Origin of the sequence: Williamsia soli, from assembly GCF_017377795.1 — a bacterium.
In the GTDB taxonomy this organism is placed as follows: Bacteria; Actinomycetota; Actinomycetes; order Mycobacteriales; family Mycobacteriaceae; genus Williamsia; species Williamsia soli.
Genome location: NZ_JAFRDR010000003.1, coordinates 146,547 through 160,785, shown reverse-complemented (window position 1 = coordinate 160,785; position 14,239 = coordinate 146,547). Strand labels below are relative to the sequence as shown.

The 14,239-nt window shown below is 66.0% G+C and carries 16 protein-coding genes; 8 read left to right on the top strand and 8 right to left on the bottom strand.

What is annotated here, in order from left to right:
• The first annotated feature begins 18 nt into the window (after nucleotides 1–18).
• Complete coding sequence (locus tag J3S28_RS09295; RefSeq protein ID WP_307796992.1) at nucleotides 19–738, top strand: SDR family NAD(P)-dependent oxidoreductase; 720 nt, start codon at nucleotides 19–21, stop codon at nucleotides 736–738.
• Between the two features lie 49 nt (nucleotides 739–787).
• Complete coding sequence (locus J3S28_RS09290) at nucleotides 788–1,423, top strand: LON peptidase substrate-binding domain-containing protein (RefSeq protein WP_207839889.1); 636 nt, start codon at nucleotides 788–790, stop codon at nucleotides 1,421–1,423.
• Nucleotides 1,424–1,460: 37 nt separating this feature from the next.
• Here the strand turns inward: J3S28_RS09290 and J3S28_RS09285 are convergent, their stop codons facing one another.
• Together J3S28_RS09285 and J3S28_RS09280 are read right to left on the bottom strand one after the other, a co-directional pair.
• A complete protein-coding gene (locus J3S28_RS09285) occupies nucleotides 1,461–1,958 on the bottom strand; it encodes a DUF4190 domain-containing protein (RefSeq protein ID WP_207839887.1) in 498 nt (165 codons plus the stop codon).
• Between the two features lie 88 nt (nucleotides 1,959–2,046).
• On the bottom strand, nucleotides 2,047–2,727 hold the full coding sequence (locus tag J3S28_RS09280) for a hypothetical protein (protein WP_207839885.1): 681 nt from the start codon (nucleotides 2,725–2,727) through the stop codon (nucleotides 2,047–2,049).
• A gap of 19 nt (nucleotides 2,728–2,746) precedes the next feature.
• Here J3S28_RS09280 and trhO point away from each other — a divergent pair, with 19 nt between their 5' ends.
• The 4 genes from trhO (at nucleotide 2,747) to J3S28_RS09260 (ending at nucleotide 7,268) form a co-directional block, all read left to right on the top strand.
• Nucleotides 2,747–3,604 carry an oxygen-dependent tRNA uridine(34) hydroxylase TrhO gene (gene trhO, locus J3S28_RS09275; RefSeq protein WP_207839883.1) on the top strand — a complete coding sequence of 286 codons (858 nt, stop codon included), beginning with the start codon at nucleotides 2,747–2,749 and terminating at the stop codon, nucleotides 3,602–3,604.
• Nucleotides 3,601–4,620 carry a CobW family GTP-binding protein gene (locus J3S28_RS09270; RefSeq protein ID WP_207839881.1) on the top strand — a complete coding sequence of 340 codons (1,020 nt, stop codon included), beginning with the start codon at nucleotides 3,601–3,603 and terminating at the stop codon, nucleotides 4,618–4,620. The genes trhO and J3S28_RS09270 overlap by 4 nt, the downstream gene beginning before the upstream one ends.
• A gap of 421 nt (nucleotides 4,621–5,041) precedes the next feature.
• Nucleotides 5,042–6,289, top strand: a complete 1,248-nt coding sequence (locus tag J3S28_RS09265; protein WP_372435977.1) for an N-acetylmuramoyl-L-alanine amidase family protein — start codon at nucleotides 5,042–5,044, stop codon at nucleotides 6,287–6,289.
• A 28-nt stretch (nucleotides 6,290–6,317) separates the two neighbouring features.
• Complete coding sequence (locus J3S28_RS09260) at nucleotides 6,318–7,268, top strand: SDR family oxidoreductase (RefSeq protein ID WP_207839879.1); 951 nt, start codon at nucleotides 6,318–6,320, stop codon at nucleotides 7,266–7,268.
• Here the strand turns inward: J3S28_RS09260 and nadE are convergent.
• Nucleotides 7,237–8,061, bottom strand: a complete 825-nt coding sequence (gene nadE / locus J3S28_RS09255) for an NAD(+) synthase (RefSeq protein ID WP_207839877.1) — start codon at nucleotides 8,059–8,061, stop codon at nucleotides 7,237–7,239. The two genes, J3S28_RS09260 and nadE, sit on opposite strands and share 32 nt — an antisense overlap.
• Nucleotides 8,062–8,106: 45 nt before the next feature.
• On the opposite strand from nadE, the gene J3S28_RS09250 reads away from it, so the two are divergent.
• Complete coding sequence (locus tag J3S28_RS09250; protein WP_307796990.1) at nucleotides 8,107–8,874, top strand: fructosamine kinase family protein; 768 nt, start codon at nucleotides 8,107–8,109, stop codon at nucleotides 8,872–8,874.
• A 105-nt stretch (nucleotides 8,875–8,979) separates the two neighbouring features.
• Here the strand turns inward: J3S28_RS09250 and J3S28_RS09245 are convergent, their stop codons facing one another.
• From J3S28_RS09245 to J3S28_RS09225, 5 genes are all read right to left on the bottom strand, one after another.
• On the bottom strand, nucleotides 8,980–9,795 hold the full coding sequence (locus tag J3S28_RS09245) for a DUF6542 domain-containing protein (protein WP_207839873.1): 816 nt from the start codon (nucleotides 9,793–9,795) through the stop codon (nucleotides 8,980–8,982).
• Nucleotides 9,796–9,924: 129 nt separating this feature from the next.
• Entirely contained in the window at nucleotides 9,925–10,425 is a 501-nt protein-coding gene (locus J3S28_RS09240; RefSeq protein ID WP_207839871.1) for a hypothetical protein, read from the bottom strand.
• Between the two features lie 149 nt (nucleotides 10,426–10,574).
• Entirely contained in the window at nucleotides 10,575–11,726 is a 1,152-nt protein-coding gene (locus tag J3S28_RS09235) for a DNA recombination protein RmuC (protein ID WP_207839869.1), read from the bottom strand.
• A 30-nt stretch (nucleotides 11,727–11,756) separates the two neighbouring features.
• Nucleotides 11,757–12,281 carry a methylated-DNA--[protein]-cysteine S-methyltransferase gene (locus tag J3S28_RS09230; protein WP_207839867.1) on the bottom strand — a complete coding sequence of 175 codons (525 nt, stop codon included), beginning with the start codon at nucleotides 12,279–12,281 and terminating at the stop codon, nucleotides 11,757–11,759.
• Nucleotides 12,278–13,804 carry a DNA-3-methyladenine glycosylase 2 family protein gene (locus J3S28_RS09225; RefSeq protein WP_207839865.1) on the bottom strand — a complete coding sequence of 509 codons (1,527 nt, stop codon included), beginning with the start codon at nucleotides 13,802–13,804 and terminating at the stop codon, nucleotides 12,278–12,280. The genes J3S28_RS09230 and J3S28_RS09225 overlap by 4 nt, the downstream gene beginning before the upstream one ends.
• Before the next feature lie 195 nt (nucleotides 13,805–13,999).
• On the opposite strand from J3S28_RS09225, the gene J3S28_RS09220 reads away from it, so the two are divergent.
• On the top strand, nucleotides 14,000–14,239 hold the full coding sequence (locus J3S28_RS09220; RefSeq protein WP_207839863.1) for a hypothetical protein: 240 nt from the start codon (nucleotides 14,000–14,002) through the stop codon (nucleotides 14,237–14,239).

The window sequence follows — 14,239 nt, the reverse complement described above, 5'->3', positions numbered from 1 at the left end:
ACCGGCGCGTCGTCCGGCGTGGGGGAGGCTGCAGCGCTGGCCCTGGCCGCGCAGGGCGCCGAGCTCATCATCGTTGCCCGCGGTGCTGACGAACTCAAACGTGTGCGTGACGCAATCGTCGCGCAGGGCGGCGTGGCGACCGCCTACCCCGCGGATCTGGCCGACGAAGGCGACGTCGAGCGTCTCGTGGCCGCAGTGCTGGAGGAGCATGGAGCGCCGGACGTGCTCATCAACAACGCCGGCCGCTCGATCCGTCGCACGGCGATCGACTCCGTGGACCGACTACATGACTATCGCCGGACGATGGCCGTGAACTACTTCGGTCCGGTGGGGCTCATCCTCGGCTTCCTTCCGGGTATGAAATTGCGCGGCAGTGGGCACATAATCAACATCTCCACCTGGGGAGTGCCGGCCGGCACCATGCCGAAGTTCTCTGCGTACGCGGGATCGAAGGCGGCGCTGAGCATCGTGGGCCGCAGCATCGGCGTAGAACTGGGCGCGGAGGGGATCTCCGTGAGCACGATCTACTTCCCGTTGATCCGGACTCCGAGGATCGCCCCGACCGCCGAGTACACCGACCTCCCCGCACTCAGTGCCGAGCATGCCGCAGGCTGGGTCACCCATGCCGTCCGCCATCGCCCCGAAGAACTCATGCCCCGTTATGCGCGCGTGCTGCAGCGGGTCTCGGCGATCCGCGCGGCCGGAACCGACGCTCTGATGGGGCGGACCCCGACCTGACCCGGCGGGCGAATGATTCGCCGACGACCCGGACGGGCATGCTGGAGCCATGAGCGCACATCCGATGTTTCCGCTCGGGATGACGTTGCTTCCCGGCGAACCGCTGAGCCTGCAGATCTTCGAGCCCAGGTATGTGCAAATGGTTGCGGACTGCACCGCGGACACCGGCCACAACTCTTTCGGAGTCGTGCTGATCTCCCGCGGCCGGGAAACGGGTGGCGGCGAGGAGCGGGTCGACGTCGGCACGCTGGCGCAGATCGAAGAATGCAGTCCCCGGCCGGACGGGCGGTTTCACCTCTCCTGCGTGGGCACCGACAGATTCCGTGTCCGGACCTGGCTACCCGACGATCCGTATCCCCTGGCCGAGATCGAGCTGTGGCCCAGCACCGATCCAGTTGCTGCTCCCGGTGCGCTCAACCCGGTGATCGCGCGGCTCGGGCAACTTGCCGCGACACTGGACCGGGTGCGTGGCATCGAAGTCGGCGATCGGCTCACCGAACCGTTGGAAGCCGAGGAACCGCTGGACGCGAAGGTGTACGGCACCGCGGTGCGACTGGGTCTCGGACCTGCCGACCGACAGAAGATCCTGTCTGCCCCGGGCACCCCTGCACGGATCGACGCACTGTCTCAGGCTCTCGACGATTTGATAGCCGTCATCGAGTTCTCGGGTTTGCCCAGCGACTAGGGGATCGGCGACACGCTGTGAGGCCCTGACGCGCCGATCAGGTCGAGGAAGAGGCGGCTGCTGCAATGAAGATGAGGGCGAACAGAACGATTCCGATCACCCACATCGCAACAGCAACCCAGCCGATGATCTTGCCTGCCTGGGCCATCCCGCGGCCGTCCTGCCTGCCACCGGACGCGTCGATCTCGGCGATTGCTCTGTTGCCGAAGATGATCGCGGGAATCGCGCCGAGCCCGCAGATCACGAAGGCGCCGATACCGCACACCAGCGCGATGATCGCGTTCGAGTTGGTCTCCGACACCGGCGCTCCGTAGGCCCCGGGAAAGCCGGGCTGCTGATAACCGGGCTGTTGATACCCCGGTTGCTGGCCGTACTGCTGTTGGCCGTAGTCGAAGTTCGTCGCCTGGAAGTCGGGTTGCGGGGTGTACCCGGGATCGGCCGGTGGCGGCCCCGACACGCCCTGGTCGTCACCGCTCGGATCGCGCTTGCGTAGCGGGTCGTTCGACGGTGGATCGTACGGCGGAGGATAAGTCACGGCCATCACCTTTCGAGAGTGCAGATACCGGACAGGTGTCACGACATGGGCCCTGTGACCGGCTCGTCTGCCGAGCAGTCTATCGGCCCTATCGGCCCGATGTGGTGATCGTCGGCTCTGCGCCGTCGAGGAGTGCGGCGGGAGCGGGGTCTGCCCCCGAGACCGTTCGGTAGGTGCCGTCCCGAATCGCAAAACCGTTGTCCGAACGGGTGTTGAGGCAGTAGAGACCCGAGAAGTCGCTCAGACACTGGAACGTGCCCACGGAGATGGTCGAGCCGAACGGCAACACTGATCCGCGGGTCCACACCCACGGGGTGTCCGCGCAGGTTCCCTGGGAAGCCGTGTCGGTCAGCACGATGTAACCGGCCTCCCAGGTGCAGTAGTCGCGGGTCTGCGCGGGCGTGGCGGTCATGTCGCAGGCCAGCGTCGGGACGTCGCGTTCCACGGTCGAACAGTTCACGGCCGCGTCGGGGGTGGAGAAGTGGAACTCAGAGGTGTCCTCGAGGCGGCCGCCCTCGAGAGCGGCCTCGTGGAAGTCGCTGTTGTTGACCCGAGCGGCAGTACTGATCGCGGTCCCGAGAGTCAGTCCGGCCGATCGGTTCGCCGTCGTGCTCCGCGTGGTGGTCGTGGTGCTCACCGATGTCTCGGTCGACAACTCGTCCATGGGAGGGATGTCTTTGGTGCTCGGTCCGTCCTCGGGGAAGCAGCCCGCAAGCACCGCTGCGGCTGCCCCCGCCGCAGCCACCACGCCGATCGTCCTTTTCCACATGTTAAGTACCCTTACCCCTGTGTCGACACCCAAGATTGTGCTTTTCTATGTCTTCACGCCGCTGGCCGACCCCGAAGCAATCCGGCTATGGCAGCAAACATTATGCGAAGCGGCCGGCGTCACGGGTCGGATCATTATCTCCGAGCACGGAATCAACAGCACCGTCGGCGGCGACATCAAGGCCGTCAAACGGTATGTACGGGGGACCCGCGCGTACGCCGCGTTCTCCGGCGCCGACATCAAGTGGTCCGACGGGGTAGGTGATGACTTCCCGCGGCTGAGTGTCAAGGTGCGATCTGAGATCGTCACCTTCGGGGCGCCCGACGAACTGCAGGTGGACGCGGGCGGTGTGGTCGGGGGCGGCACTCACCTGAGCCCGGAGTCGCTGCACGAACTGGTGGCCGACCGCGGCGACGACGTCGTCTTCTTCGACGGACGCAATGCCATCGAGGCGCAGATCGGGCGATTCCGCGATGCCGTCGTGCTACCGACCGAGACCACGCGTGACTTCGTCGAGCTGATCGAGCGCGGCGACTACGACCACCTCAAGGGCAAGCCCGTGGTGACCTACTGCACCGGTGGAGTGCGGTGCGAGGTGCTCTCGGTACTGATGCGCAATCGTGGTTTCACCGAGGTCTACCAACTCGACGGCGGCATCGTTCGTTACGGCGAGCGGTACGGCGACGACGGGTTGTGGGACGGCTCGCTCTACGTCTTCGACAAACGGATGAGCGTCGACTTCACTGATCACGCCAAGGTTGTCGGCACGTGCACCAAGTGTGGGGCCCCGACGAAGAACGTGGCGAATTACCCCGACGCAGGCGGTCGCGAACTGGTGGTGGTCTGCCTCGATTGCCTCGCCGGTCACGCATCGTGAAACGAATACCCGTCGTGGTCGTGGCCGGCTTCCTCGGTGCCGGTAAGACAACCATGCTCAACCATCTGCTGCGCACGCGGTCCGGTCTGCGGATCGGGGTGGTGGTCAACGACTTCGGAGCGGTCAACATCGACGCCATGCTCGTCGCCGGTCAGGTCGACGGCGCGGTGTCGCTGGGCAACGGGTGCATGTGCTGCACCGTCGACGACGACGGCCTCGATGCCACCTTTGCCTCGCTCGTCACACCTCGCGCCGGTCTCGATCTCATCGTCGTCGAGGCCAGCGGTCTCGCCGAACCCCGCAATCTGATTCGCATGGTCGCCGGCAGCGACAATCCGCGCATCGAGTACGGAGGGTTGCTCTACCTGGTCGACGCTCGCAATTACACCGAGACGAGGCAGCAGCATCCGCGGATCGATCAGCATCTCGCACTCGCCGACCTCGTCGTCCTGAACAAGACCGACCTCACCGGCGCCGACGAGGTGGAGCGGGCTCGACTGCTGATCCGGGATGCGAATGCCGGTGCGCCGATCATCACGACACGAGATGCGGTGGTCGACCTCGCGCTGCTCGTCGACCTGGAGTCCGCAGCACGCGACGACGATGCCACGCCGCGACAGCTCGGCCTCGACGAACTGCTCGCCGACGACAGCGACGACCACTGCGGGCACCTGCACCACGACTATCAATCCGTCAGTTTTGTCGATCCCGCGTCGATGAACCCCCGGGCATTGGCAGCGTTCCTCGAGCAGCCGCCCACCGGAGTGTTCCGGGTCAAGGGGTTCGTCCACTTCGACGTGGCCCGCCACCGTCGCAAGTATGTGGTGCACACCGTCGGGAGCTACGTCAGCGTGCACCCTCAGCCCTGGGACCCCGAGGAATCCCGCCGCACCGAACTGGTCGTCATCGGCGCCGGGATCGACGAAGACGAGGTGCGGGCCGTCCTCGAGAAGGCTCGCGCCGACGATGTCGTGGACGCCCAATCGATGCTGAGCATCACGAGGTACGTGCGGTAGGTGGGTTTGGGCTCGGTGTGGTGGGGTTTGTTCGTCGTCTCACCAGCTGTGTGTTTTCGCTCCGCTTCGCTACGCGGGGCGTGCGGCCGCCATCGCGTTGTCTTCCTTCCTCCTCGCATCGCTTCGCTCGCTCCTCGTCTGTCCAGACAACGCGGGCCGCACGCCGGGCGGGCGAGTTCGCCTTGCTCACCGCACCAGTCGGCTTCCGTCGACCGTGCCGAAACTGTCGAAGAGTACCGACGTCGATGCGGTCCGTCATCGTCGTGCGCCGCACGATTGTGCATCGTCCCGATCACGACCCCACAACGGTTTGCAGACCACAGGTCGAGCATTTCCCAAAAGTCTCTACTACTGCTTCACTGTTACTGAAGTGAATATTGTGACTGATGTTGCGTCTGTTGGCGCACCCGAAAGGAACACCGTGACCAAGAAGGACCTCCGCGTTGCCGGGCTCACCTGCCTGGCTCTCGCGGCCTCGCTGATCGCGATGCCCACCACTGCCTCGGCCGATCCTGCTCCTGCACAGGGTAATTCGCTCGCAGGCAAGACCATCTTCCTCGACCCCGGGCACCAGGGGTCGGCAGCAGGTAACGACCTGAACAAGCCGGTACCCGACGGTCGTGGCGGCACCAAGCCGTGCCAGACCACAGGGGCAACCAGCCCGGACGGAATCGCCGAGCACACGGTCAACTGGGACATCACCCAGCTGGTCAAGGCCGGTTTGGAGAGCCAGGGCGCGAAGGTCGTCCTCAGTCGCCAAGACGACACCGGGTGGGGCGGCTGCATCGACGAGCGCGCCAACGCGGCCAACGCCTCCAAGGCAGACATCGCCGTCAACATCCACGCGGACTCGACCTCACCCGGGACGGACGCGGCGAAGAGCGGTTTCCACATCATCGTTCCCGAATTGCCGATTCCGGACGCGACCGTCAACGAGGTCCAGTCGGGTCCCGGCCGCAAGGCCGCCGAGCAGATGCGCGATGCGTTCAAGGCGGCCGGCCTCGTACCCGCGAACTACGCCGGAGCCCAGGACGGTCTGCAGACCCGCGCCGACGTCGCCGCGGTGAACCTGACCAAGGTTCCTGACGTGTTCGCCGAGCTTGGCAATCTGTCCAATCCCACCGACGCTGCAACGCTGTCCAGCAAGGACGGGCAGCTCAAGTACGCCGTCGGACTTGTCGACGGCATCTTGCGTTTTCTGCTGACGGGATCGACCCCGGCGGCCTCCGCCACGACCACGGCACCGGCAACGACCACCACCACTGCGCCTGGCGCGACCACGCCGTCGACGGCAACGGCCCCGACCGCGGCACCACGCACCACCGCGCCCTCGGCACCGTCCGGTCGAACGACGACGACCCCGTCCACCAAGACCACCACCCCTTCCGCCAAGACCACGACGACCACGCCGGTTGTTCCCGGACTGGGGCTGCCGAGCCTGCCGCTCGAAAGTCAGAACTCGGATACCCCGAGTGAAACGGGGGAGTCGGGACTCGACCTCACCGGTTTGCAATCGATTCTGCCGCTGCTGGGTGAGCTCTCGGACACCAAGGATCCCAAGGTGATCGAGGGGCTTCTGTCGAGTGAGGGCAACGACGCCTCGTCGCAGGTCCTCAAGGCGATGCTCTCGGTGATCTATCAGATGTTTGGCGGCAAACTACCCATCTGAGTCCTGATGTGACCCGTAGGGTTGAGTCATGAGCATCAAAGATCTCCTGGTGATGAGCGTGCCCGTGAAGAACCTTCAAGGTAAACGGGTCCTGATCACCGGTGCGGGGAGCGGGATCGGCAAGGCGACTGCGATGGCGGCGGCGCGTGATGGCGCGGCCCTGGTGCTGACCGACATCGCGGCGGAGAATCTCGACGAGACCGTCGCCGAGGTCAAGCGGGCCGACGGAAAGATCCTGTTCCATCGCGCGGGCGATGTGTCCGACTACGAGTGGGTACGCAGGTTCGCCCAGCAAGTCGACGCCGAGGTGGGCGTGATGGACGTCGTCATGAACATCGCCGGTGTATCAGCCTGGGGCACAGTGGAAAATCTCGAGCATCGGCACTGGAAGAAGATGGTCGACGTCAACCTGATGGGGCCGATTCACATCATCGAGTGCTTCGTCCCGCAGATCGTGCGACGCGGCCGCGGCGGTCATCTGGTGAATGTGTCGTCGGCGGCCGGGCTGCTGGCACTGCCGTGGCACGCTGCCTACAGCGCGAGCAAGTTCGGGATCCGAGGCGTGTCCGAGGTCCTTCGCATGGACCTGCGCCGCCACAAGATCGGGGTGTCACTGGTCTGTCCCGGTGGAGTCGACACCCCACTCGTCGGCACCGTCGACATCGCGGGTCTAGACCGTGAGAATCCGGTGATCCAGCGTGAGATCGGGCACTTCCACAAGGTCGCGGTCTCCCCGGAGAAGGCGGCCGAGGCGATCCTGACGGGAATCCGCAAGAACCAGTTCATGGTTTACACGTCGTTCGACATCCGGTTCGGCTATTTCGTGGCACGCAAGTTCGCGCTGCCCTACGAGATCGTCATGCGGATCGCGAACAACCGTTTCGACCAGTTGGCCCGTATCAGCGGCCGCAATCTCGAAGACCTTGCGGCACCGTCCGATTCGAACTCTAGCTCTTCCACCACTCGTCAAAAGGGGTAACCGGTACCGTCCGCTTGTGCCTGGTCCGAAGGAACAGTGATTCGATCCGTTCGGCAACGGCGTCGTCGACCTGACCGCCCTCGAGGTAGTCGTCGATCTGGCTGTAGGTGACGCCGAGAACTTCTTCGTCAGGCAGTGCCGGGCGGTCGTCCTCGAGGTCGGCGGTCGGCACCTTGGACGTCACCGACTTCGGAGCGTCGAGATGCCAGAGTATCTGTGCGCCTTGTCTTTTGGTCAGGCCGGTCAGAGGTGTGAGGTCGACGCCGCCGTCGCCGAACTTGGTGAAGAACCCCGTCACCGCTTCTGCGGCGTGGTCGGTACCGACCACCAGGAGGTTCTCCTGGCCGGCGACCGCGTACTGCAGCACCATGCGTTCACGGGCTTTGATGTTGCCGCGGACCAGATCGAGCAGTGGCTCACCCAGCGTCTGCACCACTTCTTCCGCGGTGGAGTCGGAACCCGGCTTGACGTTGTAGACCGCGCTGCGATCGGGCTTGATGAACTGCAAAGCAATCTGGGCGTCGTCTTCATCGGCCTGCTCACCGTAAGGGAGACGGACAGCGAGGAAGGTCGCCTCGCCACCGTCGGCGCGCACGGCCTCGACCGCCAACTGGCACAGACGTCCGGCCAGGGCCGAGTCCTGTCCGCCGCTGATACCGAGAATGAAACCCTTCATCCCGGTCGACGTCAGGTACCCCTTGAGGAAGCCGACGCGTCGTTCCACCTCCGACTGGGGGTCGATGGTCGCGGACACCTCGAGTTCGGCGATGATGCTCTTTTGCAGGCTGGCCATGAGCCGATGGTAGTGCGACCGACGGTGATCCGGCACGCTGGAGGGGTGACCACCTCAGAATTCGTCAAGCGACGCCCGGGTGCCCACCCCGACTTCTTCGCCGCTGAAGCGGCCGGATTGCGCTGGCTCGGCGCTGCCGGGGCGCCGGTGGTGCAGGTGCTCGAGGTCTCGGCCGGACACATCACGCTGGAGCGGGTGGCCTCAGCTGCGCCGACGCCCGTCGCCGCTGAGGACTTCGGTGCCGCGCTGGCCCGGATGCATGATGCCGGTGCCTTTGAGTTCGGTAGTCCGCCAGCCGGTTTCGCAGGCCAGCTGTTCATCGGGAGCAGGGCAATGCCGTCGGAGCCGAGGCCTACCTGGGGCGAGTTCTATGCCGCGCAGCGGGTGTTGGCCTTCGTAGACGTTGCCGTCTCTGCGGGCAATCTCACGCATTCCGATGCCGAGGACACTCGGGCCGCCTGTGAGCTGATTGCGTCGGGGCATTTCGACGACGGTGAACCGGCAGCGCGCATCCATGGTGACCTGTGGAGCGGAAATGTGATGTGGACCCCGAAAGGGGTGGTGATGATTGATCCGGCCGCGCACGGCGGACATCGAGAAACCGACCTCGCGATGTTGGCGCTGTTCGGATGTCCTGAGTTCGAGGCGGTGATCGACGGGTATCAAAGCGCGCATCGGTTGCGCGTGGGATGGCAGGACCGCATCCCACTGCACCAGTTGCATCCACTCGCCGTCCACGCCGCCGGGCACGGTCCCGGCTACGGCACCGAACTGGGCAGAGCCGCCCGGAGCACCTTGGAGCTGGCCGCGTGAACGAGGTGCTGATCGCCTCGGCCAGCAGCTAAACGTGATGCGGCGGCCAGACCGATCGGAGTGGTTGCGCAACGTCCCGGCGTGACCTGGACGGCGGCGGTCAGGTCAGTGCAGGTCTCGATGGCGCAGGCGTGGCGCCGGCTCGTACCCGTCCGGGCTGCGGTAGGCGCGTGCGCCGGGCTGGGGTGGATTGTCGAATGACCCCGCGTGCCGGCGCCGCGGTTCCGGACCTTCCGGAGCCGCTCGTCGCCGACGCGGTATCTCGTCGCCGAGCTCGGTGTTCCGCAGCCGGGGCTCGGGGGGACGTGGAGTACGTGGGGTCTGGCCTGCCCGGGAACGCGGCGGGATCGCAGTGCTCGAGGCATCCTCTTTGATCATCGACGGCTTGGGTGAACTCGTGCGTCTCGGCCGAGCGGTGGACTCGGACTTCGCCGCCGTCTTCTTCGCTGCCGAACGGCGGGTCGGGGACGGCTTGCCGGCGTTCTTCGGGTGCGTGAGCCAGAAGCGCGCCGCCCCGATGGCGAGCACGGCCACGAAGGTCCATCCCATCAGCGGAAACAGCTTCGCCACCGGCAGGGCCACATCGAAGACGAGCTTCTTCAGGCCGGCGCCTGACTCCGACACCAAAAAGTACAGCGCGATGACCGCCACTCCGAACAACACCAGCGGCGGCTGGGCGACGGCGGTGAAGAGTGCTCGGCGGCGAACGGCGAGGACAGCGGCGAGGCAACCCACGACGTAGAGGGCCTTGAACGAGAACCCGAGATTGGTCCCGTCGCCGGACACAGCGATGACCGCACCGACCGTGGTCAGACCAACGGCGATCAGAACCGCACCCCACCAGGGCACGCCTGGTGCGGTAGGAAGTGCGGATTGCTCGTCGAGGGGTACCCCCGAGCGTGAGCGCGGGCCAGAAATCACATGTTGACCGTACCGGTAAATGCTGAGAATCCGGGTAACGAACGCAGTGGGGACGCCAGACGTGACGGAACGCGCGGCGGCCGCGCCGGTGGAAGGATCCGCCGGTCGGTATTCGTAGCTACCGCGCGGTCAGTGGCCGGAGACCGCGGAGGCGGCCTTGATCGCAGGCTTTGCAGGGGTCGCCTGCGTGGCGGCGAGTCTGCACGCCGTGGCACTGACCCGGGCCACACTCGCCGGTCCGCGACTGTTCGACGAGTGCGCCGCACGATCGGGTGCATGGACACGGGAGATGGTGAGGCCGGCTCGCTGGTTCGGGCCGCAGGCGATGTCCGCGGGAAGGGACCGCTCCTGCGGGGGCGTGGTGACGGCGGCGGTGACGCGGCCGTCGGAGAGCGCTCCGGCGCGGGTCGGCAGATACACGACGACGGCGGATCCCTGAGGATGGATCGGTGCCTCGGTGGACGCGACCGCGGGCCTGGGTGCCGGGGTACCGATGGTGCTCTGGAGGTTGTCACCTGCGGCGAAGGCAAATCCACCGACCACCGCCATGGTGAGGAGCCAGCCCCCGACGACGCATCCTGACGGGCTGGTGCGGGCGGTGGGGGCGGCTGCTGAGCGGCTGACAGACATGTGACTGACTCCAGGGGTGAAGGGCGACTGGAATCAGGTTGTCGTGTACCGCTTGGAATGGGCTTGAAGTTCGCATGGAACCCGACCGGTGATGCTTCCAAGTTGCTTGGCTCAAGTGCCCACATGCGACTGGATCCGCACGATGTGCGTCAGTTGACGCGTGATTCCGCACGCCTGGGGACGACGTCGATGGCCACCGGCGGGTCCAGATCGTCCAAGTCGGAGAACGCGTCCAGCTCCGAGAGCTTGCGGGCGGTGACGGTGACCCTCGAGTCGATGGTGCCTATCGCCGAGTTGTACGACTCGACCGCCTTGCCCAGTGATCCGCCCAACTTGTCGAGGTGGCGGGTGACCAGACCGATTCGCTGGTAGAGCTCTTTGCCGAGCTGGTGGATCTGCTGTGCGTCCCTGGTGAGTGCTTCGTGTCGCCAGCCGAGTGCGATCGTGCGCAGCAGTGCGACCAGATTGGTCGGTGTCGCGATCACCACATTGTGGGTGAAGCCGTATTCGATGAGATCGGGGTCGGCGCGGCACGCCATCTCCAGGATCGCCTCACCCGGGACGAACAGGACCACGAACTCTGGTGATTGCCGCAGCGCTTCCCAGTAGGCCTTTGAAGACAACTGGAGCACGTGCCCGCGCAGGGCACGGGCATGGGCCCGGTACGCCTGTGCGCGGACGGTGGGGTCGGTGCTCTCGGAGGCCTCGAGGTAGGCGGACAGCGGCACTTTGGCGTCGATCACGACGTCCCTGCCACCCGGCAGGTGCACCACCAGGTCGGGCCGTACTCGCGCAGAGTCGTTGGTGGTCCCGCTCACCTGACTGGTGAAATCGCAGTGCCGTTGCAGGCCCGCGGCCTCGATGACGCGCTCGAGGTGCAGCTCGCCCCACCTGCCCCGGGCCTGCGGCGACCGCAGGGCACCGGCCAGCTGCTCGGCCTGCGACCCCAGATGAGCGGAGGTCTCGCGCATTCCCGACACCTGTTCGGTCAGGCCGGCGTACGCCGCGATGCGGTTGCGCTCGGTGCGGCGCAGTTCCCCGGCAAGGGTGTCCAGCGTCTCGCGAAGCGGGGTGACGATGTGAGAGACCTGCTGGCCGATGGCGCCGGACTGCCGACGGGCGGCGTCCTCACTCGCCGCCGACAGCGACCGGACCAGTAGGTCGTGATTGGCGTGCGCCGCATCGGCCTCGGCGCGCGCCACGGCCAGTTCGGTGCCCGTCCGGCCGGCGTGGACCAGCCAGCCGAGCGCGAATCCGATGGCCAGACCGACTATCAGTAGGACGACCGCGGTGATACTCATGCGAGTGATGGTGCACGAGAGGTCTGACACTCACGCGGAGGTGAACAGCGTTTCCTCTGACTTCTCGTGCGCGAGCAGCCAGGACTTGACGTCGAGGCCGTAGCGGAAGCCTCCGAGCGTCCGGTCGGAACGCAGGACTCGATGGCATGGGACGAACAGGGCCGCCGCGTTGCGTGCGCACGCGCTGGCGGCACCACGGATCGCTGCGGGTCGGCCGCTGAGGCGGGCGTATTCGGTGTAACTGACCGGGTCGCCCGCCGGCACTTGGCGTAATACGTCCCAGGCGTGTTCGAGAAAGGCACCCGACCGTTGCTTCACCGCGATGTCGTCGATGGCCGTGACGTCGCCGCGGTGATAGGCCTCCGCGGCGGCGCTCACAGTTCCCAGATCCGATTTGTTGACGAGAACGTCCGGTCGAATCGATCTGTGCACCAGCGCATTGAGGTAGTCGGCGTCGGCGGACCATCCAGACGCAAGTACCTGACCGTCGCTGTCGACGACCATGGTGAACGGTCCGGTCGGGGTGGTGATCGTGGTCCAGGCGGCGGTACTCATGAGACCTTCTTTCGGCTTCGGGTGGTGATCGGAGGTGCCGGTGCGACGGCAAGGGTGGGTTCGACGCGAGCAACTGCGCTGCGCCACAGGTGCATCGAGGCGTAGGACCGCCACGGTGACCAGCGACTCGTGTCGGTGAGGTCGATGTTGAGGTCGGCCGCGGACTTGCGCAGGACCAGATCGGTGTTCAGCAGGATGTCCGGGTCACCCAGCAGTCGCATGATGACGTAGTCGGCGGTCCATGCCCCGATGCCGCGTTGGGCGATCAGCTGCGTCCGCAGTTCGGCAGCCGGCAGGCCCGGGTGCATTGTCAAGCGGTCCTCGGCGATGGCCCGGCTGACATCCACGATGGCTGTGGTCCGGGCCGCCGGCCCGGTGAGCACCTCATGGCCGCGTTCGGCGATGGCCGCGGCCGTCGGGAACAGGTGGGTGATCCCGCCGTCTGGGTTGTCGAGCGGAACACCCAGTGCTGCGACGAGTTTGGCCGCATGCGTGCGGGCGGCGGGCAGCGAGATCTGCTGGCCGATCATCGTTCGCAGGAGTAGTTCGGTCGGATCGATACTGCCCGGTGCCCGGATTCCGGGCATCGCGTCGACCAGCGGCGACAGGGCCGGGACCCGCTGCAAGACGTCGTTGGCGGCGGCGACATCGGCGTCGAGATCGAGCAGTTTGCGGACCCGGTGCACCGCGACGCCGAGGTCGCGCATGTCTTGCAGCCGAAGCTCGGCGCGGACATGGTCGGTGTCGATCTGCAGGCCGACGATGGCCGGTCCGTGTGGCAGATCAAGTGAGCGGCGGTAGGTCTGTCCGTCCCAGCTCTCGATCCCGGTCACCGCATGGGCGGACAGGAACCAGTGCAGCCAAGGTGGAGAAAATGGTTGTCGAACAGCGAGTTTCAGGGTGACGGCGGCTCCGGCCACCCCGGGACCGCGCGGCGCGCCCTTGGCGCGCAGTTCGGTCGGAGTCTGCGCGAACACCTCGCGCACCGTGTCGTTGAACTGCCGGATGCTGGCGAATCCGGCGGCAAACGCGATGTCGGACATGGACATGTCCGTGCACTGGATGAGCATGCGCGCCGTGGTCGCGCGGTAGGCGCGCGCCAGAGCCAGCGGTCCCGCCCCGATCTGATCCCCGAGGACCCGATTGAGCTGGCGGGGTGAATACCCGAGTTGTCCGGCGAGGCCGCTCACGCCGGTGCGGTCCACCAGCCCGTCCTCGATCAGACGCATCGCCCGAGACGCCAGATCGGAGTTGACGTTCCACCGCGGTGATCCCGGCACCGCATCGGGCAGGCACCGCCGGCACGCGCGGTATCCCTCCTGCTGGGCGACGGCGGCGGTCAGCACGAACGACACGTTGTGTGGCTTGGGGGTGATGGCGGGGCATGACGGGCGGCAATAGATGCCCGTCGTGCGCACTGCTACGAAGAACTGGCCGTCGAATCGCGCATCCCGGGACTGGACGGCTCGGTAGCAGCTGTCGAAGTCGAGCTGACGTGCGCTCGCAGCGGGACCTGGGCTCATGCCACCACTCTGGCAGGGTTCACGGGACATCACTAGCGGAAATCGGACGTGGCGGTGGACGGCCCTTCTGTAGGCTCAGTTGGTGTGGTCCAGATCACTCTTCGATTCCTGGGGACGGTCTTCCTGATGTCGCCTTTATGCCCTCTACGCAGCAAAAGGGGGACAAAACTGCCGATGCGTGCCAGAGTGTGAAATATGTACGTAACACGATGGGGACGCAAAGAGGCGCCGTTGTCGCAGTTTCCGGGCTGGGGCATCGAGATCATGATGGGTCTGTACGGCGAACAGTCCGTGAAGTCGGCGATCGAGGCCGAGAAGCCGACAACGGCGGCGCCGGACGCGTCGATGGAACCCGTAGCGCCGGCCGATCCCGTACAGCAGGATCTCGACGCGGTGAGTGGAATGTTCCGCTGGCTGCAGCGTCGGCGCGCCTGA